The sequence below is a fragment of the Brevundimonas fluminis genome, assembly GCF_003934285.1.
Lineage (GTDB): Bacteria > Pseudomonadota > Alphaproteobacteria > Caulobacterales > Caulobacteraceae > Brevundimonas > Brevundimonas fluminis.
In genome coordinates this window covers 33,591-56,506 of sequence record NZ_RQWJ01000003.1, presented here as the reverse complement: position 1 = coordinate 56,506, position 22,916 = coordinate 33,591, and the positions used below count along the sequence as shown (strand labels likewise).

The following is a 22,916-nucleotide window of genomic DNA, read 5'->3' as shown; positions in this document are numbered from 1 at the left end:
GCGACTGCGTCCGTGGCATGCTCGCGGCGTTCAGGGAGGGACGCCATGACCGACGCCGACGCCAAGCTGAGGGAGCAGGCCGAACGCCGCGTGGAGGCCAAGCGCAGCGTGGTCTCGCACCTGTTCGTCTTCGCCATCGTCAATGCCGGACTGTTCGCCATCGACTGGTGGACGGGCGGCGGCATCGACTGGGCCTTCTGGCCCCTGCTGGGCTGGGGCATCGGCCTGCTGTCCCACATGGCGTCGGTCTGGATGGCGCTGTCCGGCAACCACGAGGCGGCCGTGCAACGGGAGATGGAGCGCCTGCGGGGCCGGCGGTGACGGGCGCGATCCGCATCGGCGTCGGCGGCTGGACCTACGAACCCTGGCGCGGCGTCTTCTATCCGGAGAAGCTGAACCAGAAGAAGGAACTGGAGTTCGCCAGCCGCGCCCTGACGGCCATCGAGATCAACGGCACCTACTACTCCACCTTCAAGCCCGACAGCTGGATGAAGTGGCGCGACGAGACGCCCGAGGGCTTCGTCTTCTCGATCAAGGCCAGCCGCTACTGCACCAACCGCAAGGTGCTGTCGGACATGGGCGAGTCCATGGACCGCTTCCTCGATCAGGGGCTGACCGCGCTGGGCGACAAACTGGGCCCCATCAACTGGCAGTTCATGGGCACCAAGAAGTTCGATCCGGAGGACTTCGAAGGCTTCCTGAAGCTGCTGCCGAAGGAGAAGGACGGCCTGCGTCTGCGGCACGCGCTGGAGGTGAGGAACCCGACCTTCGACGTGCCGCAGTTCCACGACCTCGCCGCGAAGTACGGCGTCGCCATCGTCTATGCCGAAGACGACGAAGCGCCGGAATGGCCGCGCATCGATGCGCCGACGGCCGACTTCACCTACGCCCGCCTGATGTCCAGCCGCGAGGACGAGCCGACCGGCATGACGGGCCAGGAACTGGACGCCGTCGCCGCGCGCTGCCGCGCCTGGGCGAAGCGGGGCGACGTCTTCGCCTTCTTCATCGCCGGGGCCAAGGTGCGCAATCCGGCGGCGGCGCAGGCGCTGATCCAGCGCCTGGCCTGAGCCTGCCGGTCAAAAGGTCTTGCGGACGCGGACCTGGAAGAAGGTCCTCGGATCGACGTCGCGCACCTCGACGTAGTCGATGGCCTGGGTCGTGCGGTTCGCATATTGGGTGCGGCTGACGGTGAAGTCGTCCCAGATGTTGACCTGACCGCGGATCGACAGGTCGGTCGTCGGCTTCCACTCAACGAACAGGATCCGGTAGTTGCGCAGACGCACGTCGGTGCGGCTGTCGGGGTCGTACAGGGCCTCGTCGAAGCCGCGCAGCCACTCGAAGCCCCATTGGGTCTTGATGGACTGGATGTCCTGGGTGAAGGCGATGTTGGCGTCGAACGGGCGGATGCCGGAGATCTCACGCTGACGGCCGGTCGTCGGGTCGGTGACGCTGGACTCCTGCCAGGTCCCGGAAGTCCGCAGCCGGCCGCCGGAGATGCCCAGCCGGTCGGTCGGCAGAGTCAGGGAGAGGCGGGCGGAGTCGTAGGTCCCGTCGCCGATGTTGCCGACGGCCGAGAAACCGCCCACCAGCGGGATGCGATCGATCACATCCGAGATCTCGTCGTGGCGAAGGGTCAGGCTGACGACCCCGTCGCCCCAGAAGCGGCGCTCATAGGCGGCCTCGAAGATCCAGCGCTGGTCCGGCTCCAGGTCGGCGTTGCCGCCGAAGACCTGATCGGCCTGAAGGTCGGCCGAGGCCGCAAAGTCGCCGAAGTCCAGCTGGCCCACGTCGCGCTCGACGCGGAAGCGGAGCTGGTTGCCCTGGCCCGGCGTCCAGGTCAGCTGGGCCCGCGGCTTGGCGTAGAACAGGTCCTTCTCGGCGTCGCTGTCGCCCGACTGGCTGATGGTCGAGCTTTCCAGCCGCAAGCCGGTTTCCAGCGTCAGGGTTTCAGTCATGCGCCAAGTGGAGCGGGCGAAGGCCTCCATCCGCGTCTCTTCCACCTTGACCTGGTCGGACGGCAGGGGGACGGGCACGCCGCCGACGGTGAAGGCTTGGCGCGTGTCCAGGGCGTTGTAGGCGGCTTCCGCGCCGACCTCGGTGGTGACGGCGCCGTTCTCGTGGCGCAGTTGGCCGCGGACGATCGTCTCCGAGGCGTCGTTGGCGTAGCTGAAGACCTGCTGCGGCTGGTCGACGCCGGCCAGACGGGCGTCGCCGCTGGCGGCGCCCTCGGACGAGCTGAACTGGTGGATAAGCCGGCCCTCGAACTTCAGAGCGGGCGACAGCGGACGCTCGTAGACCGCGCCCACCTCGCCGCCGTCGCCGTCGTTGACGTTGCGGTTGGTCCGCAGGGCCGTGGCCGATTCCTGAACGCTCTCCTGGAACCAGTCGTTGACGCCGTAGCGGCCGGTCAGGTCGATCTTGCCGCCGGCGAAAGGGCCGGCCCAGGTGGCGCGGGCCGACTGGCCGCCGCCCTTGGCATAGCCGTCCACCGTCTCCGCGCGGGTGATCACGCCGGCGCCGTTGGTGCGCGTGACCGTGCCGGGGCCGAAGCTGTCGCTCATGCTGACGCCGTCGGACAGGGTCAGGCTCCAGTTCGTGTCGCCGTCACGGGCGGTGACCTGATAGCTGCCGCCGTACAGATCCTCGCCGCCGCCCTCGAAGAAGAAGGCGTTGGCGTTGACCACGTGCTGGATCGTGGCCTGGCTCTTCAGAATGACGTTCACGACGAGCGGGAAGCCCTGCATGTCGATCCCCGGCGCGCCGCCGCGCACCAGCTCGATCCGCTCGACTTGGGAGGCGGGGGTGCGGGACAGCACGGACGAGCCGGTGTCGGTCTTGGACGCCGGGCGCGCGCCGTTGATCAGGACGTTGCCGACCGCGCCCTCGAAGCCGCGGCTGCCGTCGCCGTCGACGATGCCGAAGCCGGGCACGCGCTGCACCATCTCCAGCGCCGTGTTCGGCCGCGCCTGGGCGAAGAAGTCAGGCTGGTAGACGATGACGCCCGACGCCGTCTCGGTGGCGGAAGCCGAGGCCATGGGGGCGGCCTCCTGCGCGTGGGCGGCCGTGGCGGCCAGGGCGATCGCGGCGGCGCCGGCGAGCAGGATCGACTTCTTCACTGGGGTTCCCTCTCCTTAGTTGGCGGGAACCTGACGATCGAAAAGGACCGTTTCCAGTTACAAGCTGGACAGGTACGTTAAATGACCGTCATAAATAAGATGTCCAACATTTCATCACTGTAATCATTGAGGCGGAAACAAGACTATGCGTGTAGTTGGACTGTTCGCCTTCTGTCTTTTCATGGCGTTGACGCCGGCGGTCTCCGTGGCCCAGGACGTCGAGGTGACCGAGGTCGACGACGTGGTGGTGGAGGCCCGGCGGTCCGGCGCCCCGACCTGGGAGGTGACGCGCGGCGGATCGACCCTTCTTCTGGTCGGCGCGATCCAGGCCCTGCCGAAGAGCCTGGAGTGGCGGCCGGACGCGCTGGAGCGGGCGGCCGAACGGTCCGACCGTGTCCTCTATTCGCATGCCGCGAACGTGTCGCCGGCGGACATCGTGCGCCTGATCTGGAGGTCGGGCACCCTGACGCGCATGCCGCGCGGCAAGACCAGCGCGGATTATCTCTCGCCGGAGTGGACGCAGCGACTGACGGCGCTGGACGCTCTGACGCGGGACGACCTGATGCGGCAGAGCTTCTTGATGACCCGCTCTGAATTGTTGCTGGGGTTCACTCGACTGAACCGCGGCCAGGGGCCGTCGGTGGAGGACGCCGTGCGCCGGACGACGCGCCGGGGCCGAACTCCCAGCCAGCGCATCGCCGACGTGCGCGGCGACGAGGTCATCGAGGACCTGCTGACCATGCCGCCGGAAAGCTGGGTCACCTGCATCGAACTGTCCATCGTGGCGGCGGAGGCGGGCGAGCCGGGGATGCTGGAGCGCGCCGCCGCCTGGCGCCGATTCGACGTCCCGGCGGTGATGGAGTCGCCACTGGAGATCGCCCTGACCGAATGCTGGCCATGGGGCGACCCGGAGTGGGGCGCCCTGCTGCGAAGCCAGTGGCTGGCGGGGGCGGAAGGCGCGCTGGCGCAGGACGGCACGACCCTGGCCATCGTGCCGCTGCGCGTGCTGGCCGAGCCGAACGGCCTGCTGGACACGTTGGAGGCGCGCGGCTTCGAGATCATCGGACCGGTCTGGAAGCGCTGACGCGGGGGACGTGCCGGAGGGGAGGTCGCGGGCGAAAGGTGCACTGCGCGCGGCGCAGGGAAAATTTTGAGCGCATGGAGTGCACACAGTGCACATCCTGCGGCCGGCCGAACGCATGACGGCGCCGACATGCAGCGACGCCGGCAAGTCGGGTTCAAATCAGACCGAAGCCTTGTTCCGTAGGGACAAGTCGGCACAAGCCATCACGGTTTCGCCGGGCGTTCCGCCGTTTCGGCGCGCGGGATCAGACCGCCGTGCCGCCCACGGTCAGGCCGCTGATCTTCAGGCTGGGCTGGCCGATGCCCACCGGCACGCCCTGCCCCGCCTTGCCGCAGGTGCCGACGCCGGGGTCGAAGGCGAAGTCGTCGCCGATCATGGTGACGCCCTTCAGCGCCGTGGCGCCGTCGCCGATCAGGGTCGCGCCGCGCACGGGCGAGGTGATCTTCCCGTCCTCGATCAGATAGGCCTCGGTGCACTGGAAGACGAACTTGCCATTGGTGATGTCCACCTGGCCGCCGCCGAAGTTCGCGGCGTAGAGGCCGCGCTTCGTGTTGGCGATCATGTCGGCACGGCTGTCCTTGCCGCCCTCCATGAAGGTGTTGGTCATGCGCGGCATGGGAATGTGGGCGAAGGATTGGCGCCGCCCGTTGCCGGTGGCCTGCTGCCCCATCTGCCGCGCCGACAGACGGTCGTGCATCAGGCCGACCATCATGCCGTCCTCGATCAGCACGGTGCGCGAAGTCGGCGTGCCCTCGTCGTCCACCGTCAGAGAGCCACGACGGCCGGCGATGGAGCCGTCGTCGACCACGGTGACGCCCGGCGCGGCCACGCGCCTGCCCATCATGCCGGTGAACACCGACGAGCCCTTGCGGTGAAAGTCGCCTTCGAAGCCGTGGCCCACGGCCTCATGCAGCAGGACGCCCGGCCAGCCGGCGCCCATGACCACGTCCATCTCGCCCGCCGGGCAGTCGACGGCTCCAAGGTTGACCAGCGCCTGACGCAGGCATTCGTCGACCTGCGCCTGCCAGCGCTCGGGGGCGGTCCATTCCTCGAAGCCCGCCCGGCCGCCGGCGCCGGCGGAGGCCGTTTCGCGACGACCGTTCTTCTCGACCGTCACCGAGACGTTGAAGCGGACCAGCGGGCGCACGTCGCGAACCGACCGGCCTTCGGCGCGCAGGATCTCGATGGCGCGCCGCTCGCCGATCAGGCTGGCCGAGACCTGCACCACGCGCGGATCGCGGGCGCGGGCCCAGGCGTCGATTTCCTGAAGCAGGGCGATCTTGTCGGAAAAGCCGGGCGCGGCCAGTGGGTCCAGCGGCGGATACAGCGACTGGTTGGTGGCGCGCGGCCCCTCGGCCGTCACGCCGGCGTGGCCCGACTTGGCCAGCGAGGCCGCCTCGGCCGCGCGACGGATGGCGTCAGGAGTGATTTCGTTGGCGTGGGCGTAGCCGGCGGTCTCTCCCGCCACGACGCGAAGGCCGAAGCCCTCGGTCGCGTCGTAGTTCGCGCCCTTCAGCCGGCCGTCGTCGAAGACGAGGGATTCGAGTTCGGACCGTTCGAGGAAGAGTTCCCCGTCGTCGGCGCCGGCCAGCGCCCCGCGCAGGATCGACAGGGCCTCGTCGGGATCGACCCCGGCGGTTTCGAGCAGGGGCGGCGGGGGAACGTGCGCGGTCATGCTCCGCAGATAGGACGGCGGAAGGGGCGCGTCACCCCTTCCGCCGCTTCGTCACCAGGCGTCGTTGACGTCTCCCGAGCCGGAGACGTTGGACTGGACCGACGCCGGGCGGCGGGTCAGGTCGACGTCGCCTGAGCCGGAGATCGTGATGGTCGCACGGCCGGTGGGGCCGACGTCGACCTCGCCCGAGCCGGAGACGTCGACGTCGGCGTCGACGACCGTCAGGGCCGTCAGATCGGCCTCGCCCGATCCGGAGACGTCCAGATCCAGCGTCCGGGCGCGCCCCTCGGCCACCACCTCGCCGGAGCCCGAAATGGCGATCCGCAGCGTCGGCACGTCGATGGCGCGCAGGGTCAGGTCCTGCGAGGCGTTCATCTCGAAGGTCGAGACGCCCGGCGCGGTGATCGTCACGCGGACCCGGTCACGCCAGCCGCCCCAGTCCCCGTTTCCCTCGGCGAACAGACGGCCGTTCTCAAGCCGGATGCGATCGACGCGGCTCCGGGGGCCGGCCACGGTGACCGAGGCGACGTCGCCCTGGGTGAAGACGACGTCGGCCGCGACGTCGAGGACCAGGCGGTCGCCGCCGGTCCATTCCAGCGAGCGGGTGACCTCCGGCCCGCGCTCGCGGGGGCCGTCGCGGGTGACGCGGACCCAGTCGCCGTCCCGGTCATGGAACGACCAGCTCCAGCCGTCGCGCATGATGGCGGGACCGCCGACGGCGAAGGCGCCGCCGATGCCGACCACGGCCATGATCAGGCCCACGCCCATGATGATGAGAAGATTGCGGATCATGTTCGGTCCCTCCCTCAGATCCGGCCCTGGTCGAGCGCGGGTTTCAGCACGCGATAGTGCAGGCGCGCGTACCAGACCGTGGCGTCGATCAGCCATTTGACGAAGACGGCGCACAGCGCGGTCATGAAGACGCCCAGTCCCATGATCCCGACGCCCGCCAGCAGGGCCGTCGCCGGGCCGCCGGGGAAGTCGAGGAAGGGCCCGGCCACCAGGGTGAAGCCTCCGGCCAGGAACACGCCGATGCCCGACACCAGCACGGCGATCAGGCTGCCGAACACGGGCAGGACGATCGGCAGGAGGATCAGGATGTCGATGGCGCCCAGGCCGATGATGGCGAAGATGGCTCCGGCCGCGGACGAGGCGCCCGGCTGCTGGTTCCAGGCGCGGGCGCCGGCCTCGGCCCGCAGTTCGCGGGCCAGACGGTCGGGATCGCCCAGGGCCTCGGCCACCTCGGCCTCGGACCGGCCGTCGGCGGCGCCCGCGTCGAAGTGCGCCTCATAATCCTGGACGATCTCGTCGGCGGCGGGGGCGGACAGGCCCACCAGTCCCCGTTTCAGGCGCGAGATGAATTCCGCGCGGGTCATTGCGTCAGCTCCCCTTTGGTTTCGGCCGTCGCCGCGGCGGGCTCGGCCAGGACGGCCTCGACCGCGTCGGCGAAGGTGCGCCATTCCGCGGTCTGGGCTTCGAGCGCCCGACGGCCGGCGGCGGTCAGGCGATAGTATTTGCGCGAGGGCCCGGCGGCGGATTCGACCAGATAGGTCTCGACCAGTCCGTCGGTCTGCATCCGCCGCATCAGCGGGTAGATGGTGCCTTCGCCCATGCCGATGGCCTTCGAGAGGTCCGCGGCGATGTCGTAGGCGTAGCCGTCGCGCCGGTTCAGGAGGGTCAGGACGCAGAGCGTCAGCACCCCCTTCTTCAGCTGCGTGTCGATGTGCTCGGGCACGGTTTGGGTCTCCCTTGACGACCAATGCGTATGACAAGGTAGCTTGCGTGGCAAGGTAGCTTGCGAAACATGACCTCGATTTAATGCGACCCGTTCTCACCTTGGGAGGGCAAGAGGTCGCGCGCCTTGGCAAAGGGGGGCCGGAGCGATATGGACCGCGCAAAGCTCCCGCGCCTGCGCTCGGGGGCCGTTCGGCGACAGCCCCGCGCCGGGGACCGGCGGGGCAAGGACTAGGGAAACACCGCATGAGCATGGGCAAGTCCGCCCTGGGGATTTCGGCCTTCATCGGCTCGGTCTTCATGACCGGCGCCGCCGCGGCCCAGGATCTGATCGGCCAGCCCACGCCGGGCGGCATCGGCCTTCAGCCGGCGGCCTCGCCGCTGAAGGAAGAGGCCCACATCTTCCACGACTTCATCCTGCTGCCGATCATCACGATCATCAGCCTGTTCGTGCTGGCGCTGCTCATCTGGGTGGTGATCCGCTACAACAAGAAGTCCAATCCGGTGCCCGCGCGCTGGAGCCACAACACCCTGGTCGAGGTGATCTGGACCGTGGTGCCGGTCTTCATCCTGGTCGGGATCGCCCTTTTCTCGTTCCGCCTGCTGTTCGCCTACGAGAACATGCCGGAGCCGGACCTGACGGTGAAGGTCACGGGCAACCAGTGGAACTGGGCCTATGAGTACCCGGACCAGGGCATCAGCGAGTACATCTCCAACATGCTGCCCGAGGCCGAGGCCGAGGCGCGGGGCGTGCCGTTCCGCCTGGCCGCCGACGAACCGATGGTCGTGCCGGTCGGCAAGACGGTGAAGCTGCTGGTCACCGCCGCCGACGTGATCCACGCCGTGGCCCTGCCGGCCTTCGGCCTGAAGACCGACGCCGTCCCGGGCCGGACGAACGAGACCTGGTTCCGCGCCGACCGCGTGGGCACCTACTACGGCCAGTGCTCGGAGCTGTGCGGCGTCGACCACGCCTTCATGCCGATCGAGATCCGCGTCGTCACCGAGGCCGAGTTCGCCGTCTGGGTCGCCTCGAAGGGCGGTTCCATGACCGCAGCGGCGGACGCCGCGGCCGCCGCCGCCGCCGTTCCGGCCGCGACGGCCCCGGTCGCCGACGGCGCCGCTCCGGTGGGCGCCACGACCGACGCCGCCGCGCCGGCCGCCAGCCAGACCGACCCGTCCGCGGCTCCGACCGCGGCCGCCCCCGCTTCCGCTCCGGCCGCCGCGCCGGCCGCGGCCCAGTAAGACACGCGAGAGAGCCGAAACAGATGGCCACCGCCGCCTACGGTCACGACGACCACGACCACAAGCCGGGCTTCTTCACCCGCTGGTTCCTGTCCACCAACCACAAGGACATCGGCACCCTGTACCTGATCTTCGCCATCATGGCGGGGATCGTGGGCGGCGCCCTGTCCGGCCTGATCCGCTGGGAACTGGCCGAGCCGGGCATGCAGATCTTCGCCGAGAACTCCTCGATCAGCCTGCTGGGCCTCGTGGAGCAGACCAAGCACGGCTACAACGTGACGGTCACGGCCCACGCCCTGATCATGATCTTCTTCATGGTCATGCCCGCCATGATCGGCGGCTTCGGCAACTGGTTCGTGCCGATCATGATCGGCGCGCCCGACATGGCCTTCCCCCGCATGAACAACATCTCGTTCTGGCTGCTGGTCGCGGCCTGGGTGCTGCTGTGCCTGTCGATGTTCGTCGACGGCGGCCCGGGCAAGGGCTTCGGCGGCGGGTGGACCATCTATCCGCCGCTGTCGACCGCCGGCCATACCGGCCCGGCGATGGACCTGGCGATCTTCTCGCTGCACGTCGCGGGCGCCAGCTCCATCCTCGGCGCGATCAACTTCATCACCACCATCTTCAACATGCGCGCGCCGGGCATGACCCTGCACCGCATGCCGCTGTTCGCCTGGTCGGTGCTGATCACCGCCTTCCTGCTGCTGCTCTCGCTGCCGGTCCTGGCGGGCGCAATCACCATGCTGCTGACCGACCGCAACTTCGGCACGACGTTCTTCGACCCCACCGGCGGCGGCGACCCGGTGATGTTCCAGCACCTGTTCTGGTTCTTCGGTCACCCCGAGGTGTACATCCTGATCCTGCCGGGGTTCGGCATGATCTCGCACATCGTCTCGACCTTCAGCCGCAAGCCCGTGTTCGGCTATCTGGCGATGGCCTACGCCATGGTGGCGATCGGCTTCATCGGCTTCATCGTGTGGGCGCACCACATGTACACGGTCGGCATGACGGTGAACCTGCGCGCCTATTTCGTCGCGGCCACCATGATCATCGCCGTGCCCACGGGCGTGAAGATCTTCAGCTGGATCGCCACGATGTGGGGCGGCTCCATCGACTTCAAGACGCCGATGCTGTGGGCGATGGGCTTCATCTTCCTGTTCACCGTCGGCGGCGTGACCGGCGTGGTGCTGTCCAACGCCGGCATCGACTACAGCCTGCACGACACCTACTACGTCGTGGCGCACTTCCACTACGTGCTGTCGCTGGGCGCCGTGTTCGCCATCTTCGCGGGCTTCTACTACTGGTTCGAGAAGATGTTCGGCGTGAAGTACAACGAGTTCCTCGGCGCGGCGCACTTCTGGATCATGTTCGTGGGCGTGAACCTCGTGTTCTTCCCGCAGCACTTCCTGGGCCTGCAGGGCATGCCGCGCCGTTACGTGGACTATCCGGAGGCCTACAGCCTGTGGAACTACGTCTCGTCGATCGGCTACGCCATCACCGCCATCGGCGTGGTCGTGTTCCTGATCATGCTGGTCGAGGCCGCCGTGCGTCGCCGCAAGGGCGTGCCGAACCCGTGGGGCGAGGGCGCGACCACCCTGGAATGGACCCTGTCCAGCCCGCCGCCGCACCACCAGTTCAACGAACTGCCGGTCATCAAGCCGACCGAGCACCACTGACCCCGTCCCTCGCGGACTGATCTGAGACCAAGGGAGGGGCCGCCTCGCCGATCCGGCGGGGCGGCCCCGAACCGTTATGACCGACGCCGAAACGCCCCCGTCCGACCTGCCCGAACGCCCGACCCTGTCGACGGCGCAGCCGGAGGAGTGGTTCCAGCTGCTGAAGCCGCGGGTGATGTCGCTGGTGGTGTTCACGGCCCTGACCGGCCTGTTCGCGGCGCCGGGCGATCCGCGCCTTTGGGAAGGACTGATCGCGGTGCTGTGCATCGCCGTGGGCGCGGGCGCGGCCGGGGCGCTGAACATGGCGCTGGAGAGCGAGACCGACGCCCTGATGCGGCGCACGCGCGGACGCCCCACCGCTTCCGGCCGGGTGCGCAAGAACGACGCCCTGGCCTTCGGCGCGGTGCTGAGCCTGTTCTCGGTGACCCTGCTGGGCATGAACGCCAACTGGTTCGCCGCCGGCCTGCTGGCCATGACCATCGCCTACTACGCCGGACTCTACACCCTCGTGCTGAAGCGCCGGACGCCCCAGAACATCGTCATCGGCGGGGCCGCCGGCGCCTTTCCGCCGGTGATCGGCTGGGCCGCCGCGACGGGCGACGCGCCGTGGCAGGCGTGGCTGATGTTCCTGATCATCTTCCTGTGGACCCCGCCGCACAGCTGGGCTCTGGCCCTGTACTCGGCAGGCGACTACGCCCGCGCCGGCATCCCCATGATGCCGGTGGCGAAGGGGGCGAAGTCCACGCGCCTTCAGGTCTGGCTCTATTCGCTGATCCTCGTGCCCGTCGCCGTCCTGCCCGCCTTCGTGGGCCTGGGCGGGCGCGGCTATCTGGCGGTTTCGGTCGCGGGCGGGGCGCTGTTCCTGCTGCTGGCCTGGCGGCTGTTCCGCAGCCGCGCCGGCGATCAGCCGGACAAGGCCGAGGCCGTGGGGCGAGAGGCCGCATTGTATGACGTCCGCGCCGAGGCCAAACCGGCGCGCAACCTGTTCGCCTACTCGATCCTGTGGCTGACGGCCCTGTTCGCCGCCCTGTTGATCGAACACCTGCCGGCCGCCGGCCTGGAGTGCCCCACATGCGTCTGACCGATCAGGAATTGGCCGCCCGCAAGCGCCGCAATCTGTGGATCGCCGGCGGCCTGATCGCCTTCATGATTCTGGTCTTCCTGACCACCTTCCTCCGCATGCAGCGCAACATGGAGGAGGCCCGCGCCGCGCGCGCCGGCGTGGCGGCCGAGGCCGCGCGATGAGGAAGGATCACGCCGTCGCCCTTGCCTGCGCCGGGGCCGTCATGTTCATGACCGGCGCCGCCTTCGCCGCGGTGCCGCTGTACGATCTGTTCTGCCGGGTGACCGGCTTCGACGGCACGACCATGCGGGCGGACAAGCCGTCCGAGGTGGTGCTGGACGACACGGTCATGGTGCGGTTCGACACCAACGTGCGGGACCTGCCCCTGACCTTCAAGGCGCGTCAGGTGCGCCAGCAGCTGCGCATCGGCGAGACCGGCATGGCCTGGTTCGACGTGACGAACACCTCCGACCAGCCGGTCGGCGCCACCGCCAGCTACAACGTCGTTCCGGAAAAGGCCGGCCCCTATTTCCAGAAGCTGCAGTGCTTCTGCTTCGAGGGTCAGGTGATCGCGCCGGGCGCCACGGTGGCCTTCCCGGTGCAGTACTTCATCGCGCCGGAGATGGCGACCGATCGCGACGGTCGCGGCGTGCGCGAGATCACGCTCAGCTATACCTTCTGGCCGACCAGGGAGTTCGACCCCGACGCCGCCGGCTGAGGGTCTGGCGTCCCGCCGAGACGGACGCTATAGCCACCCGAACCTCCGTTTCCGCTAGAGACGACGCACGCCCATGGCCGACGCCCACGCCGCTCCGCACCACGACTATCACCTGGTCGATCCCAGCCCCTGGCCGCTGGTCGCCTCCATCGCCGTGACGGTGATGATGGTCGGCGCCGTGGCGTGGATGAAGGGGCTCTTCGGGCTGCCGGAAGGCACCTCGTGGCTGTTCTTCGCCGGTTTCGCGGGCGTGCTGTACTCGATGTTCGGCTGGTGGTCGGACGTCATCAAGGAGAGCCGCCGCGGCGATCACACCCCGGTGGTGTCGATCGGCCTGCGCTACGGCATGGTGCTGTTCATCGCCTCGGAAGTGATGTTCTTCGCCGCCTTCTTCTGGATGTTCTTCGAGATGGCGATCTTCAACGAGGCCCGGGGCGCCATCCCCCAGGTCGGGCTGTGGGCCGACACGGCCGCCGCCTGGGCCAACGCCGACGGCAGCATGGTCTGGCCGCCGCGCGGCGTCGAGACGCTGGACCCCTGGGCCCTGCCGCTGCTGAACACCGTCATCCTGCTGCTGTCGGGCACGACCGTGACCTGGGCCCACCACGCCCTGCAGGTCGGCGACCGCAAGGCCGCGAAGACGGGTCTGGCCATCACCGTGGCGCTGGGCGTGCTGTTCACGGCGGTGCAGGCGTACGAGTACTACCACATCATCCACGAGCACCTGTTCTTCAACGACGCGGCCGTGAACTCGGGCCTGTACGGTTCGATCTTCTTCATGGCGACCGGGTTCCACGGGTTCCACGTGCTGATCGGCACCCTGTTCCTGACGGTGTGCTTGCTGCGCCTGCTGGCCGGTCAGATGACCCCGCAGAAGCATTTCGGCTTCGAGGCGGCGGCCTGGTACTGGCACTTCGTGGACGTGGTCTGGCTGTTCCTGTTCGCCTTCGTCTACGTCACCTTCGGGTGACCGGGACGCCGACAAGGCAAGACGTCCAGCCGGCGCGGATCGACCCGATCCGCGCCGGTCTGCTTTGCCGCTGTCCCAATTGCGGTCGCGGGCCCCTGTATGCGGGCTTCCTGGAGGTCGTCGACCGGTGCCGCGCCTGCGGCTTCGACTTCACCCGGCTGAACACCGGGGACGGCGCGGCGGTCTTCATCATCCAGATCGTCGGCTTTCCCGTCGTGTTCGGCGCGCTGGCCGTCGAGATCGCCTTCGCTCCGCCGATGTGGCTGCACCTGCTGGTCTGGCCCGCGCTGGCGGTCGTCGGCTCCCTGGCCCTGATGCGCCCCGGCAAGGGGGTCATGATCGCCCTGCAGATGCGCAACCGCGCCGCGGAGGCCCGCAATGACGACTGAGCGCGCCGGATTTCCATGGATCCTGACGGTCGCCTGCGCCGCCGCCCTGGCTCTGCTGATCGGCCTGGGCGCCTGGCAGGTGCGGCGGCTGGCGTGGAAGGAGGGGCTGATCGCGCAGGCGCAAGCGGCCGGTCTGGCCGCGCCGGTCCCGTTGGCCGATCTCGCCGCCCTGCCGGACCCTGAGTTCCGGCGCGTGGTCCTGCCGTGCGACTTCCAGAATCGACCGCACGTGGAGCTTCAGTCGATCCATGACGGCCAGCCGGGGATGAGACTGATCGCCGCCTGCGAGGGCTGGCTGGTCGACCTCGGGTTCGTGCCCGAAACCATCAGCGCCCGGCCGGCGAGGGCGTCCGCCGCCATCCCCGCCATCACCGCCGTGGTCCGCCGCACCGACCCGCCCGGCGCGTTCTCTCCCCCGCCCCGGAACGGCCGCTTCTTCGCGCGGGACGCGGAGGTCATGAGTGGGGCGCTGGGGGTGGAGGCAGCGCGCCCGTTCACCCTGTACGCCGAGGAATCGGCTTGGCCGCAATGGGCCGCCCTCACGCCCTCGCCGCCGCCCCCCGCCTTCTCCAACAACCACCTCGGCTATGCCCTGACGTGGTTCGGACTGGCGATCGTGCTGATCGGCTTCTATGTGGCCCTGCTTCGCCGTCGCCTGAGAAAGTCCGCGTCCTGACCGCCATAAACACCTTGCCCAACGGCGTCCGCGTGGTCGCGGACCCCATGCCGGGGCTGAAGACCTTCGCCCTGACCGTCACGGTCGACGGCGGCTCGCGCTGGGAGACGCCGGATCGCGCGGGCTGGTCCCATTTCCTCGAACACCTGGTGTTCAAGGGCGCCGGCGAGATGGATTCCCGCGAGATCGTGGAACGGATCGAGCGCGACGGCGGCCACATCAACGCGGCCACGGGACACGAGCGCACGTCGTTCGAGGTGCGCGGGCTGGAGGGCTCGCTGGAGACGGCGCTGCAGGTCGTGTCCGACCTCTTGCTGCGGCCCACCCTGGATCCGGAAGAGATCGAGCGCGAGAAAGACGTGGTGGCGCAGGAGATCGCCGAAGCCTTCGACACGCCCGACGACCACGTCTTCGAGATGGCGCAGGACAGGGCCTATCCGGGACAGGCGCTGGGGCGGCCGATCCTCGGCACGGTCGCCGCGCTGAAGCCGGCCCGGCGCGAGACGGTGGAGGCCTGGCGCGCCGCCCTGTACGCGCCCGAACGGATGGTCGTGGCGGTGTCCGGCGCCGTCGACGCCCACCGGCTTCGAGACGCCGCGCAGGGCCGGTTCGGCGACGCCCCCGCCGCGCCGGACGCCGCGCGACCGGCGTCCGCGACCTTCGGCGGCGGCCACGCCATGCTGAAGCGGCGGATCGAACAGGCCAACGTGGTCTTCCTGACGCCCGCATGCGGGACCGCCGATCCGGCCTACCCGGCCACGCGCCTGCTGGCGGAGATTCTGGGCGGCGGGATGGCTTCGCGCCTGTTCCAGAAGGCGCGCGAGGAGCTGGGGCTGGCCTACGCGGTCGACGCCTGGTTCGACGCCTATGCCGAGACCGGCCTGCTGGGGATCTACGCCGGCTGCGCCCCGGAACGGGCCGAGGCGCTGGCGCAGGTCTGCGCCCGGGAACTGGCCGATCTGGCGGCGAACGGCCCGACGGCCGACGAGCTGGCACGGGCCAAGGCCGTGCTGGTCGGCGGGCTGATGATGTCGGACGAGAGCCCGGCGTCGCGCGCCGGCCGCGCCGCGGCTCAGACCCTGATCTTCGGCGCCCCGATCCCGACGGAAACCGCCGTGGCCCGGCTGCGGGCGCAGACGGTCGACGACGTCCGCGCGGCGGCGAGGCGTGCTTGCGCCGCGGGGGCCGCGACCTCGGTGCTGGGGCCCGCGGGGGCCCACGGGGCGGGCCGCGTCTTCGCGGACGCCCTCGGCTGAGGTTGCCGACCGGGCCGCTCGCGCGTTAGCTGTGGACATGGCCCTTCTGGACTGGATCGGCGAACGCACCGCGCCGGCGCTCAGCGCCCACGGCGTCCTGCTGCGCGCGCCGCGCCCGACCGACTACTCCGCGTGGGCCTCCCTGCGCGCCGAGTCCCGGGATTATCTGACGCCGTGGGAGCCGACCTGGCCCGAGGACGACCTGACGCGCACGGCCTATCGCCGCCGCCTGTCGATCTATGCCCGCGAGCAGGAGCAGGGAAACGCCTGGCCGATGTTCGTCTTCACCGACGAGGGCCTGGTGGGGGCCATCACCCTGTCGAACGTCCGCCGCGGCGTGGCCGAGACGGGGACCCTGGGCTACTGGATCGGCCGACCGTTCGCCGGGAGGGGATTCGCCACGGCGGCGGTCCGGGCGATGGTCGATCACGCCTTTGCCGATCTGGGCCTGCACCGGGTGGAGGCGGCCTGTCTGCCGGCCAACCACGCTTCGCGCCGGGTGCTGGAGAAGGCGGGGTTCGAGGCCGAGGGCCGGGCCCGGGCTTATCTCAAAATTAACGGCGATTGGGCAGATCATCTGCTGTTCGGCAGGGTCCGCGACGAGGCGTCCTGACGCCTTCGCGCCCGCCGCTTGAGGGGAGCGCCCGGGCGCGTGCAGACAGGCTCCAGAGCGCTCGCATGGGACGCGACCACGGCGATCGAGGCCCTCGCCGGGGCCGGCGCCGCCCTGTGGGAATGGACCCCGGCCTCCGACCGACTGCGATTCACGGGCGCGACCGGCGCCCTCGGGCTGGGCGCGCTGGCGCCGGAATGTTCCGGCGCGGCCTTCGTGGCCCTGACCCTGCCGCAGGACAGGGCGCTGGCCGAGCGCCTGCTGAAGCCGCGTGACGAGGGCGAGGAGGTGGTCCTGCGCCTGCGCATGCGCGACGGCCAGCTGTGCCTTTGGCGTGGCGTCTGGCTGGAGGACGGCCTGCGGGCCGCCGGCCTGGTGGCTTCGGACGTCAAGTTCGCGGGCACGGATCGAGATCCACTGACCGGGTTGCTGGACCGAAGGGCCTTTCTGGCCCGGGTCGGCGAGACCCTGACCCGGCCGGGTCCGGTCGAGATCGTGGTCGCCGACGTCGACCGCCTGCGCCGTCTGAACGAGGCGCTGGGGCACGAGCGGGCCGACATGGTGCTGTCGGCGCTGGGGTCGCGACTGGCGGCGGCCTTCCCGCCGGACGCCGCGCCCGCGCGCATCGGGGAGGACGAGTTCGCGGTGGTCTGCGCCGGCGCCGGCGCCCCTGCGGCCCGGCTGCGCGAGGCGCTGGAGCAGCCGCTGAGGCTGGCCGGGTTCGACATCTACCCCACGGTCTCGATCGGGGCGGTGGACGCCGAAGGCGGGCCGGACGCGCCGGACGCGGCCGAATTGCTGCGCCGGGTCGAACTGGCGGTGGAACAGGCCAAGACCGCCGGGCGCGGCGGGGCCGCCGCCTATGGCCGGGCGCTGGAGAGCGACAGCCTGAACCGGCTGGCGCTGGAGGCCGACCTGCGCAACGCCTTCGTGCGCGGCGAGATCGAGCCCTTCTTCCAGCCGATCGTGAACCTGGCGACCGGCGCGGTGGCGGGCTTCGAGGCGCTGGCGCGCTGGCGACATCCGACGCGCGGCCTCGTGCCGCCGGACGAGTTCCTGGGTCTGGCCGACGAGATGGGTCTGATGAACGATCTCGGCCTGCTGATGATGAGCCGGGCCTCGCGTCAGCTGTCGGAGTGGCTGCGACGGCACCCGGAAGCGGGCGACCTGTTCTGCAGCGTCAACCTGTCGGTCGGCGAGATCGAGCGGCCGGATCTGGTCGAGGACGTGTCGCGCATCATCGCCGACCACGGCCTGCCGAAGGGCGCGCTGAAGCTGGAGGTCACCGAGGGCGACATCATGCGCGACACGGCGCGGGCGGCCGAGGTGCTGGCGCGTCTGAAGGCGGCCGGGGCGTCGCTGGCGCTCGACGATTTCGGCACCGGCTTCTCGTCGCTGACCTGGCTGGCCAAGCTGCCGTTCGACACGCTGAAGATCGACCGCTGGTTCGTGCTGACAATGGACAAGGACGAGGGCTCGGCGAAGATCGTCAAGTCGGTCGTCGCCCTGGGCCGCGACCTTTCGCTGGAGGTGGTGGCCGAAGGCGTGGAGAACGCCGGACTGGCGCGCCGCCTGATCGACGCCCAGTGCCACTACGGTCAGGGCTACGGCTACGCGCCCGCGCTGACGGCGCAGGAGGCCGAGGTCTATCTGAACGAATCGCTGGCGGACGGCACGGCCCCGTTGAAGCAGCGCAGCGCCTAGGCTCGCCCGCCTTGCCCTGAGAGGGCGCCCGCCTCGGGCACGCCGACGGCCTTCAGCGCGCGGGACCATTTCGAGGCGTGGTCGAGGTCGAAGATGATGTCCTGCTCGGCGTCCGCGACCAGCCAGACGTTTTCGGCCAGCTCGCTTTCCAGCTGCCCCTCGTCCCACCCGGCGTAGCCGAGGGCCAGCACGGCGCGGCGGGGGCCGGCGACGGGATCGCCCATGGCCACCAGGGCGTCGCGCGTGGCGGTCATGGCCAGACCCTCGCCGAACGGAAGGCTGGAGTCGGCGGACAGCCAGTCGTCGGAATGGATCACGAAGCCGCGCTCGCGATCCACGGGGCCGCCCACGAGAACCGGTCGCGCCTCCGGCGTTTCGGAGGGCGGCAGGTCCAGACGTTTCAGCACTTCGGCGACGTCGACGCCGGGCGCGGGCGCGTCGAGCCGCACGCCCATGGCGTGCTCGTCGTCGTGGGAGCAGACCAGAATCACCGCGTGCTCGAAGCGCGGATCGCCGATTCCGGGCATGGCCACCAGAAGGCGGCCCGCGAGAGTGGAGGGGTCGTCCATGCCCTGATGATCGGCGCCGGGGCCCTTGCATGCAAGGGGCGGGTTGGCGCGGGCCGGGCAAGGCCCTATCTGGCCAGCATCCGTTCACCCGAACCTTCGGAGCCTGCCCCGTGACCATTCAGATCGGCGACCGCATCCCCTCGGCCACCCTGTCGCAGGCCACTACGGAAGGGCCGAAGCCGGTTACGACCGACGACTTCTTCAAGGGCCGCACCGTCGCCCTGTTCGCCGTGCCGGGCGCCTTCACCCCGACCTGCTCGGCGCGGCACCTGCCGGGCTTTACCGACAAGCGCGAGGAGCTGAAGGGCAAGGGCGTGGACGCCGTGGCCTGCGTGTCGGTGAACGACGCCTTCGTCATGCGGGCCTGGGGCGACAGCCAGGGCGTGGGCGACGACGACATCGTCATGCTGGCCGACGGCAACGGAGACTTCACCCGGGCGCTGGGTCTGTCTCTGGACGCCAAGGGCTTCGGCATGGGCGAGCGGTCGCAGCGCTATTCCATGATCGTCAAGGACGGCGTGGTCGACCAGTTGAACGTCGAGCAGGGCGGCGAATTCCGCGTCAGCTCGGCCGAGCACCTGCTGACCCAGCTCTGATCAGGCGGCGACCGTCTCGGCCGGGGCCTCCGCCTCGGCCGAGAGGCCGGAGAGGACATGCTGGACCGCGCCCAGCAGGGCCGGCGGCGTGATCGGCTTGGGCACGAAGTAGGACATTCCCGCAGCCAGACAGGCCTCGATGTCCTCGGGGCTGGTGTCGGCCGTGACGGCGATGACGGGCACGCGGGCGTTCGGCCCGCCGGAGGCCCGCAGGCGTCGCGTGGTCTCGCGACCGTCGAGTTCGGGCATCCGCACGTCCATGAAGATCATGTCGAACTCGCCCTGATCGCAGGCGCGCAGGGCGGCCATGCCGTCCTCGGCCGTGGTCACCTCGACGCCGAGCGGCGCGAGGATCAGCTGGACCGCCCGGCGGTTGATGTCGTGGTCGTCGACGACGAGCACCTTCATGGCCCGGCCTTCGTCTTCGGCCTCCGGCGGGGGTTCATCCGCAGCCGGTTCGTCCGCGGCCGGAGCCGCGGCGACGACCGGCTCGGCGGGCGCCGGCGCCTTCAGCGCCTGGGCCACGACGCGGCGGCCCGTCTCGTCGGGAGCGGCCGGAGCGAGGACGTCCGAGGCGGCGGGCGCGAAGGTCACGGCGACCGTGAAGGCGGCGCCCTCGCCCGGCCGGCTGCGCACGGTCAGGCGACCGCCCATCAGGCCCACCAGCTCGCGGCTGATCGCCAGCCCCAGGCCGGTGCCCCCGTGGCGGGCCTGGACTCCGTCGGCGGTCTGGTCGAAGGGCGTGAACAGACGGGCCACCTGCTCCGCGGTCATGCCCGGGCCGGTGTCGGCGATCTCGAACACCACGGAATGCAGACCGCCGTCCTCCTCCCAGGCCGAGAGGCGCAGGGTGACCGAGCCGGTCTGGGTGAACTTCACCGCATTGGAGATCAGGTTGTTCAGGATCTGGCGCAGCCGCATCGGGTCGCCACGGACGGCGCGGGGGAGAGAGGCGGCGCCTTCCAGCCGCAGGCTCAGCCCCTTGGCGCGCACCGGCTGCTGCCACAGCTTCAGGGTCTGCGCGGTCAGGGCGCGGAGGTCGAAGTCGACCGCGTCGACCGTCATCCGGCCCGCTTCCAGTTTGGCATGATCCAGCAGGTCGTCCAGCAGGGCCTTCATCATCAGCCCCGCGTCGGCGATCAGCCGCGCCTGGCTGCGCGAGGCGCCGTCGGCGGCGCGCTCGATCTCCATGGCGCCGCTCATGATGGCGCCTATCGGCGTGCGGAGGTCGTGGCCCACGGCGGCCAGGAAGGCCGAGCGGCTGTTCATGGCGGCCTCGGCCTCCACCCGCTTGCGGTCGGCCTCCAGACGGGCGGCCGCCTCGGCGTTCCGTGCGCGCTCCATCTGGCGCCAGACGGAAAGGCAGTAGGTGATGAAGACGGCGATGCCCGTGGCCACGGCCGTGCAGAAGGCCGGCGGCGCGCCCCAGGCCAGCATGAAGAAGGGGGTCGCGGCGAGGTAGAGGAACTGGGGCGCGATCGACAGCGCCAGCACGAGGTTCGACCGAGGCGCGTTGACCACGGCGTAGATGGCGCCGGAAGACAGCAGCATGGCGGCGCAGATGCCGCCCATCGGACCGCCGGTGAACCAGAGCGCCACCGACAGGCTTCCGAAATAGAGGGCGTTGGCCACCAGCATGACGTTGGCCGCGAGCATGCGGACCGGTCCCATGCGGTCGACCTTGCCCGAGTTGACCGGCCCGAAGACCCAGAGGTCCAGCAGCTGAACCACGAAGTAGCCGGCCACCCACAGGGCCGCGAAGTCCCATGTCAGCACCGGGCTGAACACGAAGGCGGCGGCCGCGCCCATGCCGAGACGCTGCAACAGCGCCTTTCGACGCTGGCGCACGGCCGTGGCCCAGGGGCTGGCGTCGCTCGTGGTCGGCATGCGGTCTCCCCGACAAGGAAGCGGACTTCCGGTCCGTCAGCATGCCCGCCTCTGCCCTAACGCCCCGTCAACGGGACGCGCCGACGGCCTCGGAAATCGTGGTGAATCCCTCGGCGCGCAGGCGTGCCTTGAGGTCGGCGAGGATCCTGCGGACCAGGCCGGGACCGTGGTGCACGAGAGCGGAGTAGAGCTGCACCGCCGCGGCGCCCTGGCGGAGGCGATGCAGAACCTCCTCGCCCGAGTCGATTCCGCCCGCGGCGATCAGCGCCAGACGGCCTTCGGCCGCCTCCACAGCGAGGCCCAGAGCCCGGCGCGCCAGAGGCTTCAACGGGGCGCCGGAAAGTCCCCCGGTCTCGCCCGCGCGGGCCGAACGCAGGTCGGCGGGTCGGGAGATCGTGGTGTTCGACACGATCAGGCCGTCCAGCTTCCACACCCGGGCGGCCTGCACGATCTCGACGATCTCGGCCGGTTCCAGATCGGGCGCGATCTTCAGAAACACCGGCGCTCCGTCGGCCGGGCGCGCCTCGGCCACGCGGCCCAGCAGGTCGTCCAGCGCGTCGCGGCCCTGCAGGGCGCGCAGGCCGGGGGTGTTGGGGGAGGACACGTTGACGGTGAACCAGTCGGCCTTGCCGGCGAGACGCCGCAGGCCGGTCACGTAATCCGCGGCGCGATCTTCCGAGTCCTTGTTGGCCCCCAGATTGGCCCCGACCAGCACGCCGGGCGGCCGGCGGTCCAGCCGCGCGGCGAAGGCCTCCAGCCCCGCGTTGTTGAACCCCATGCGGTTGATCACCGCCGCGTCCTCGTTCAGCCGGAACAGCCGCGGCCGCGGGTTGCCCTCCTGTGGCCGGGGCGTGACCGAGCCCGCTTCGACGAAGCCGAAGCCGAGCCGGGCGAGGCCGCCCAACGCCTCCGCGTTCTTGTCCAGCCCGGCGGCGAGGCCGACCGGGTTGGGCAGGGTCAGGCCGGCCAGACGGGTCGTGAGCATCGGATCGGGCGCGGCCGGACGCGGCGCGGGCATGAGGGCCAGCCCCCGGATCGCCAGCCGATGGGCCGTCTCCGGATCCATGCGGCGCAGGACGGGCGCGGCGAGGGCCTCAAGCATCCGTCGCGCCCACGATCATGACGCCGTCGGCCGAGACGGACAGGGACCGGTCGCCCACCACCGCCGCGACGGGCAGCTCGCCGTGCTGATGCGGAAACAGGGCGCCGCCGCGAGAAGGCTCCCACTTCACCGCGCCCAGCCGGTCCAGATCCACCTCGAGGAGGCGCAGGCCCTCGCGACCGGCGTAGTGACGGCGCGCGGTCTCCTCAAGCTGGTCCGCGGTCGACAGGTGGATGTAGCCGTCCTGCAGGTCGACGGCCGATCCGGCGTAGGCGCCGGCGGCGCGGGCCGCGTCCCACTCGGCCGCGTCGACGATCTTGAACGCCGTGGTCACGCCTCGGCCCCGCCGCCGACGTCCCGAGGCTTGAGGAACAGCTCCAGGGAGGCCCGGCCGTTGGCGTCCAGCGCGAAAACCGCCGCGGCGCCGGTGGGGAAGCCGCTCGCGAACCGCTCGATGGCGGTGGGCGAGGCGGCCCCTTCGATCAGCAGCTCAACGGCCAGTTGGTGGACGCCGGGATTGTGCGCGATGAGGATCAGGCAGCCGGCCCGGTCCCCCTGCGCCTCGACGGCGCGGCGCAGGGCGCCGGCGGAGGCGTCGTAAAGCGCCGGCTCGATCGCCACCTGCACGTCGCCGAAGGCGTCGTGGGCGGCGTCCCAGGTCTGACGCGTGCGCGCCGCCGCCGAAACGAGAGCCACGTCCGGGCGCACGCCGCGGTCGGCCAGGGCGCGGGCCACCAGTCCCGCGTCCGCCACGCCCCGCGAGCTGAGCGGCCGGTCCATGTCCCTGCCGGACCCGCTGTCGCGCTCGGCCTTCGCGTGCCGCATGAGGATGAGCCGGTTCATGAG

At 70.4% G+C, this 22,916-nt stretch carries 25 protein-coding genes; 15 read left to right on the top strand and 10 right to left on the bottom strand.

Annotated features, from left to right (window positions below; all coding sequences use genetic code 11):
• Positions 1-45: 45 nt before the first annotated feature.
• On the top strand, positions 46-321 hold the full coding sequence (locus EFJ44_RS05135; RefSeq protein ID WP_125256140.1) for a 2TM domain-containing protein: 276 nt from the start codon (positions 46-48) through the stop codon (positions 319-321).
• Positions 318-1,067 carry a DUF72 domain-containing protein gene (locus tag EFJ44_RS05130; RefSeq protein ID WP_125256139.1) on the top strand — a complete coding sequence of 250 codons (750 nt, stop codon included), beginning with the start codon at positions 318-320 and terminating at the stop codon, positions 1,065-1,067. Before EFJ44_RS05135 ends, EFJ44_RS05130 begins: the two co-directional genes overlap by 4 nt.
• 9 nt (positions 1,068-1,076) lie before the next feature.
• Here the strand turns inward: EFJ44_RS05130 and EFJ44_RS05125 are convergent, their stop codons facing one another.
• Positions 1,077-3,116, bottom strand: coding sequence for a TonB-dependent receptor plug domain-containing protein (locus tag EFJ44_RS05125; protein ID WP_164511859.1), 2,040 nt, complete (start codon positions 3,114-3,116; stop codon positions 1,077-1,079).
• Between the two features lie 181 nt (positions 3,117-3,297).
• Between EFJ44_RS05125 and EFJ44_RS05120 the strand changes: the two genes are divergently transcribed.
• Positions 3,298-4,200 carry a TraB/GumN family protein gene (locus EFJ44_RS05120; RefSeq protein WP_125256138.1) on the top strand — a complete coding sequence of 301 codons (903 nt, stop codon included), beginning with the start codon at positions 3,298-3,300 and terminating at the stop codon, positions 4,198-4,200.
• 244 nt (positions 4,201-4,444) lie between these two features.
• Here the strand turns inward: EFJ44_RS05120 and tldD are convergent, their stop codons facing one another.
• The 4 genes from tldD to EFJ44_RS05100 are packed head-to-tail and all read right to left on the bottom strand — an operon-like array spanning position 4,445 to position 7,610.
• Positions 4,445-5,875, bottom strand: coding sequence for a metalloprotease TldD (tldD, locus tag EFJ44_RS05115; RefSeq protein WP_125256137.1), 1,431 nt, complete (start codon positions 5,873-5,875; stop codon positions 4,445-4,447).
• Positions 5,876-5,926: 51 nt separating this feature from the next.
• Positions 5,927-6,667 carry a GIN domain-containing protein gene (locus EFJ44_RS05110; protein ID WP_125256136.1) on the bottom strand — a complete coding sequence of 247 codons (741 nt, stop codon included), beginning with the start codon at positions 6,665-6,667 and terminating at the stop codon, positions 5,927-5,929.
• Between the two features lie 14 nt (positions 6,668-6,681).
• Complete coding sequence (locus tag EFJ44_RS05105) at positions 6,682-7,251, bottom strand: DUF1700 domain-containing protein (protein WP_125256135.1); 570 nt, start codon at positions 7,249-7,251, stop codon at positions 6,682-6,684.
• Complete coding sequence (locus EFJ44_RS05100) at positions 7,248-7,610, bottom strand: PadR family transcriptional regulator (RefSeq protein ID WP_125256134.1); 363 nt, start codon at positions 7,608-7,610, stop codon at positions 7,248-7,250. The genes EFJ44_RS05105 and EFJ44_RS05100 overlap by 4 nt, the downstream gene beginning before the upstream one ends.
• Positions 7,611-7,855: 245 nt before the next feature.
• Here EFJ44_RS05100 and coxB point away from each other — a divergent pair, with 245 nt between their 5' ends.
• From coxB to EFJ44_RS05050, 11 genes are all read left to right on the top strand, one after another.
• The gene (coxB, locus tag EFJ44_RS05095; RefSeq protein ID WP_125256133.1) at positions 7,856-8,851 is read left to right on the top strand and encodes a cytochrome c oxidase subunit II; all 996 of its coding nucleotides are present in this window, start codon (positions 7,856-7,858) and stop codon (positions 8,849-8,851) included.
• 23 nt (positions 8,852-8,874) lie between these two features.
• Entirely contained in the window at positions 8,875-10,527 is a 1,653-nt protein-coding gene (gene ctaD / locus EFJ44_RS05090; RefSeq protein ID WP_125256132.1) for a cytochrome c oxidase subunit I, read from the top strand.
• A 76-nt stretch (positions 10,528-10,603) separates the two neighbouring features.
• Entirely contained in the window at positions 10,604-11,608 is a 1,005-nt protein-coding gene (locus EFJ44_RS05085; RefSeq protein WP_125256131.1) for a heme o synthase, read from the top strand.
• The gene (locus EFJ44_RS13780) at positions 11,599-11,772 is read left to right on the top strand and encodes a hypothetical protein (RefSeq protein WP_164511858.1); all 174 of its coding nucleotides are present in this window, start codon (positions 11,599-11,601) and stop codon (positions 11,770-11,772) included. The genes EFJ44_RS05085 and EFJ44_RS13780 overlap by 10 nt, the downstream gene beginning before the upstream one ends.
• Positions 11,769-12,308 carry a cytochrome c oxidase assembly protein gene (locus EFJ44_RS05080; RefSeq protein WP_125256130.1) on the top strand — a complete coding sequence of 180 codons (540 nt, stop codon included), beginning with the start codon at positions 11,769-11,771 and terminating at the stop codon, positions 12,306-12,308. The genes EFJ44_RS13780 and EFJ44_RS05080 overlap by 4 nt, the downstream gene beginning before the upstream one ends.
• A 73-nt stretch (positions 12,309-12,381) precedes the next feature.
• Positions 12,382-13,278 carry a cytochrome c oxidase subunit 3 gene (locus EFJ44_RS05075; RefSeq protein WP_125256129.1) on the top strand — a complete coding sequence of 299 codons (897 nt, stop codon included), beginning with the start codon at positions 12,382-12,384 and terminating at the stop codon, positions 13,276-13,278.
• Positions 13,275-13,667 carry a DUF983 domain-containing protein gene (locus EFJ44_RS05070; protein WP_125256128.1) on the top strand — a complete coding sequence of 131 codons (393 nt, stop codon included), beginning with the start codon at positions 13,275-13,277 and terminating at the stop codon, positions 13,665-13,667. The genes EFJ44_RS05075 and EFJ44_RS05070 overlap by 4 nt, the downstream gene beginning before the upstream one ends.
• Complete coding sequence (locus EFJ44_RS05065; RefSeq protein WP_125256127.1) at positions 13,657-14,343, top strand: SURF1 family protein; 687 nt, start codon at positions 13,657-13,659, stop codon at positions 14,341-14,343. Before EFJ44_RS05070 ends, EFJ44_RS05065 begins: the two co-directional genes overlap by 11 nt.
• Positions 14,344-14,357: 14 nt before the next feature.
• Positions 14,358-15,599 (top strand): M16 family metallopeptidase, encoded by a 1,242-nt coding sequence (locus EFJ44_RS05060; RefSeq protein WP_338142278.1) that lies wholly within the window; start codon positions 14,358-14,360, stop codon positions 15,597-15,599.
• A 37-nt stretch (positions 15,600-15,636) separates the two neighbouring features.
• A complete protein-coding gene (locus EFJ44_RS05055) occupies positions 15,637-16,212 on the top strand; it encodes a GNAT family N-acetyltransferase (RefSeq protein ID WP_125256126.1) in 576 nt (191 codons plus the stop codon).
• 39 nt (positions 16,213-16,251) lie between these two features.
• Positions 16,252-17,916: a putative bifunctional diguanylate cyclase/phosphodiesterase gene (locus EFJ44_RS05050; RefSeq protein WP_125256125.1), complete on the top strand. Its 1,665-nt coding sequence runs from the start codon at positions 16,252-16,254 to the stop codon at positions 17,914-17,916.
• Here EFJ44_RS05050 and EFJ44_RS05045 read toward each other — a convergent pair.
• Positions 17,913-18,485 carry a YqgE/AlgH family protein gene (locus EFJ44_RS05045; protein ID WP_125256124.1) on the bottom strand — a complete coding sequence of 191 codons (573 nt, stop codon included), beginning with the start codon at positions 18,483-18,485 and terminating at the stop codon, positions 17,913-17,915. The two genes, EFJ44_RS05050 and EFJ44_RS05045, sit on opposite strands and share 4 nt — an antisense overlap.
• 110 nt (positions 18,486-18,595) lie before the next feature.
• On the opposite strand from EFJ44_RS05045, the gene EFJ44_RS05040 reads away from it, so the two are divergent.
• Positions 18,596-19,081: a peroxiredoxin gene (locus EFJ44_RS05040; RefSeq protein ID WP_125256123.1), complete on the top strand. Its 486-nt coding sequence runs from the start codon at positions 18,596-18,598 to the stop codon at positions 19,079-19,081.
• On the opposite strand, the gene EFJ44_RS05035 is transcribed toward EFJ44_RS05040, so the two are convergent.
• The 4 genes from EFJ44_RS05035 to EFJ44_RS05020 all read right to left on the bottom strand — a co-directional run bounded on the left by EFJ44_RS05035 (position 19,082) and on the right by EFJ44_RS05020 (position 22,913).
• A complete protein-coding gene (locus tag EFJ44_RS05035) occupies positions 19,082-20,968 on the bottom strand; it encodes an ATP-binding protein (protein ID WP_164511857.1) in 1,887 nt (628 codons plus the stop codon).
• Positions 20,969-21,035: 67 nt separating this feature from the next.
• Positions 21,036-22,070, bottom strand: coding sequence for a quinone-dependent dihydroorotate dehydrogenase (locus EFJ44_RS05030; protein ID WP_125256122.1), 1,035 nt, complete (start codon positions 22,068-22,070; stop codon positions 21,036-21,038).
• Positions 22,063-22,404, bottom strand: a complete 342-nt coding sequence (locus EFJ44_RS05025; RefSeq protein ID WP_125256121.1) for a DUF952 domain-containing protein — start codon at positions 22,402-22,404, stop codon at positions 22,063-22,065. Before EFJ44_RS05025 ends, EFJ44_RS05030 begins: the two co-directional genes overlap by 8 nt.
• A complete protein-coding gene (locus EFJ44_RS05020; RefSeq protein ID WP_125256120.1) occupies positions 22,401-22,913 on the bottom strand; it encodes a SixA phosphatase family protein in 513 nt (170 codons plus the stop codon). Before EFJ44_RS05020 ends, EFJ44_RS05025 begins: the two co-directional genes overlap by 4 nt.
• Positions 22,914-22,916: the final 3 nt, after the last annotated feature.

Coding starts and splice junctions, on each gene's coding strand:
- EFJ44_RS05110 (WP_125256136.1), bottom strand. CDS start 6,667: ATGATCCGCAATCTTCTCATCATCATGGGCGTGGGCCTGATCATGGCC.
- ctaD (WP_125256132.1), top strand. CDS start 8,875: ATGGCCACCGCCGCCTACGGTCACGACGACCACGACCACAAGCCGGGC.
- EFJ44_RS05020 (WP_125256120.1), bottom strand. CDS start 22,913: ATGAACCGGCTCATCCTCATGCGGCACGCGAAGGCCGAGCGCGACAGC.
- EFJ44_RS05030 (WP_125256122.1), bottom strand. CDS start 22,070: ATGCTTGAGGCCCTCGCCGCGCCCGTCCTGCGCCGCATGGATCCGGAG.
- EFJ44_RS05045 (WP_125256124.1), bottom strand. CDS start 18,485: ATGGACGACCCCTCCACTCTCGCGGGCCGCCTTCTGGTGGCCATGCCC.
- EFJ44_RS05075 (WP_125256129.1), top strand. CDS start 12,382: ATGGCCGACGCCCACGCCGCTCCGCACCACGACTATCACCTGGTCGAT.
- coxB (WP_125256133.1), top strand. CDS start 7,856: ATGAGCATGGGCAAGTCCGCCCTGGGGATTTCGGCCTTCATCGGCTCG.
- EFJ44_RS05035 (WP_164511857.1), bottom strand. CDS start 20,968: ATGCCGACCACGAGCGACGCCAGCCCCTGGGCCACGGCCGTGCGCCAG.
- EFJ44_RS05065 (WP_125256127.1), top strand. CDS start 13,657: ATGACGACTGAGCGCGCCGGATTTCCATGGATCCTGACGGTCGCCTGC.
- EFJ44_RS05085 (WP_125256131.1), top strand. CDS start 10,604: ATGACCGACGCCGAAACGCCCCCGTCCGACCTGCCCGAACGCCCGACC.
- EFJ44_RS13780 (WP_164511858.1), top strand. CDS start 11,599: ATGCGTCTGACCGATCAGGAATTGGCCGCCCGCAAGCGCCGCAATCTG.
- tldD (WP_125256137.1), bottom strand. CDS start 5,875: ATGACCGCGCACGTTCCCCCGCCGCCCCTGCTCGAAACCGCCGGGGTC.
- EFJ44_RS05080 (WP_125256130.1), top strand. CDS start 11,769: ATGAGGAAGGATCACGCCGTCGCCCTTGCCTGCGCCGGGGCCGTCATG.
- EFJ44_RS05055 (WP_125256126.1), top strand. CDS start 15,637: ATGGCCCTTCTGGACTGGATCGGCGAACGCACCGCGCCGGCGCTCAGC.
- EFJ44_RS05105 (WP_125256135.1), bottom strand. CDS start 7,251: ATGACCCGCGCGGAATTCATCTCGCGCCTGAAACGGGGACTGGTGGGC.
- EFJ44_RS05120 (WP_125256138.1), top strand. CDS start 3,298: ATGGCGTTGACGCCGGCGGTCTCCGTGGCCCAGGACGTCGAGGTGACC.
- EFJ44_RS05135 (WP_125256140.1), top strand. CDS start 46: ATGACCGACGCCGACGCCAAGCTGAGGGAGCAGGCCGAACGCCGCGTG.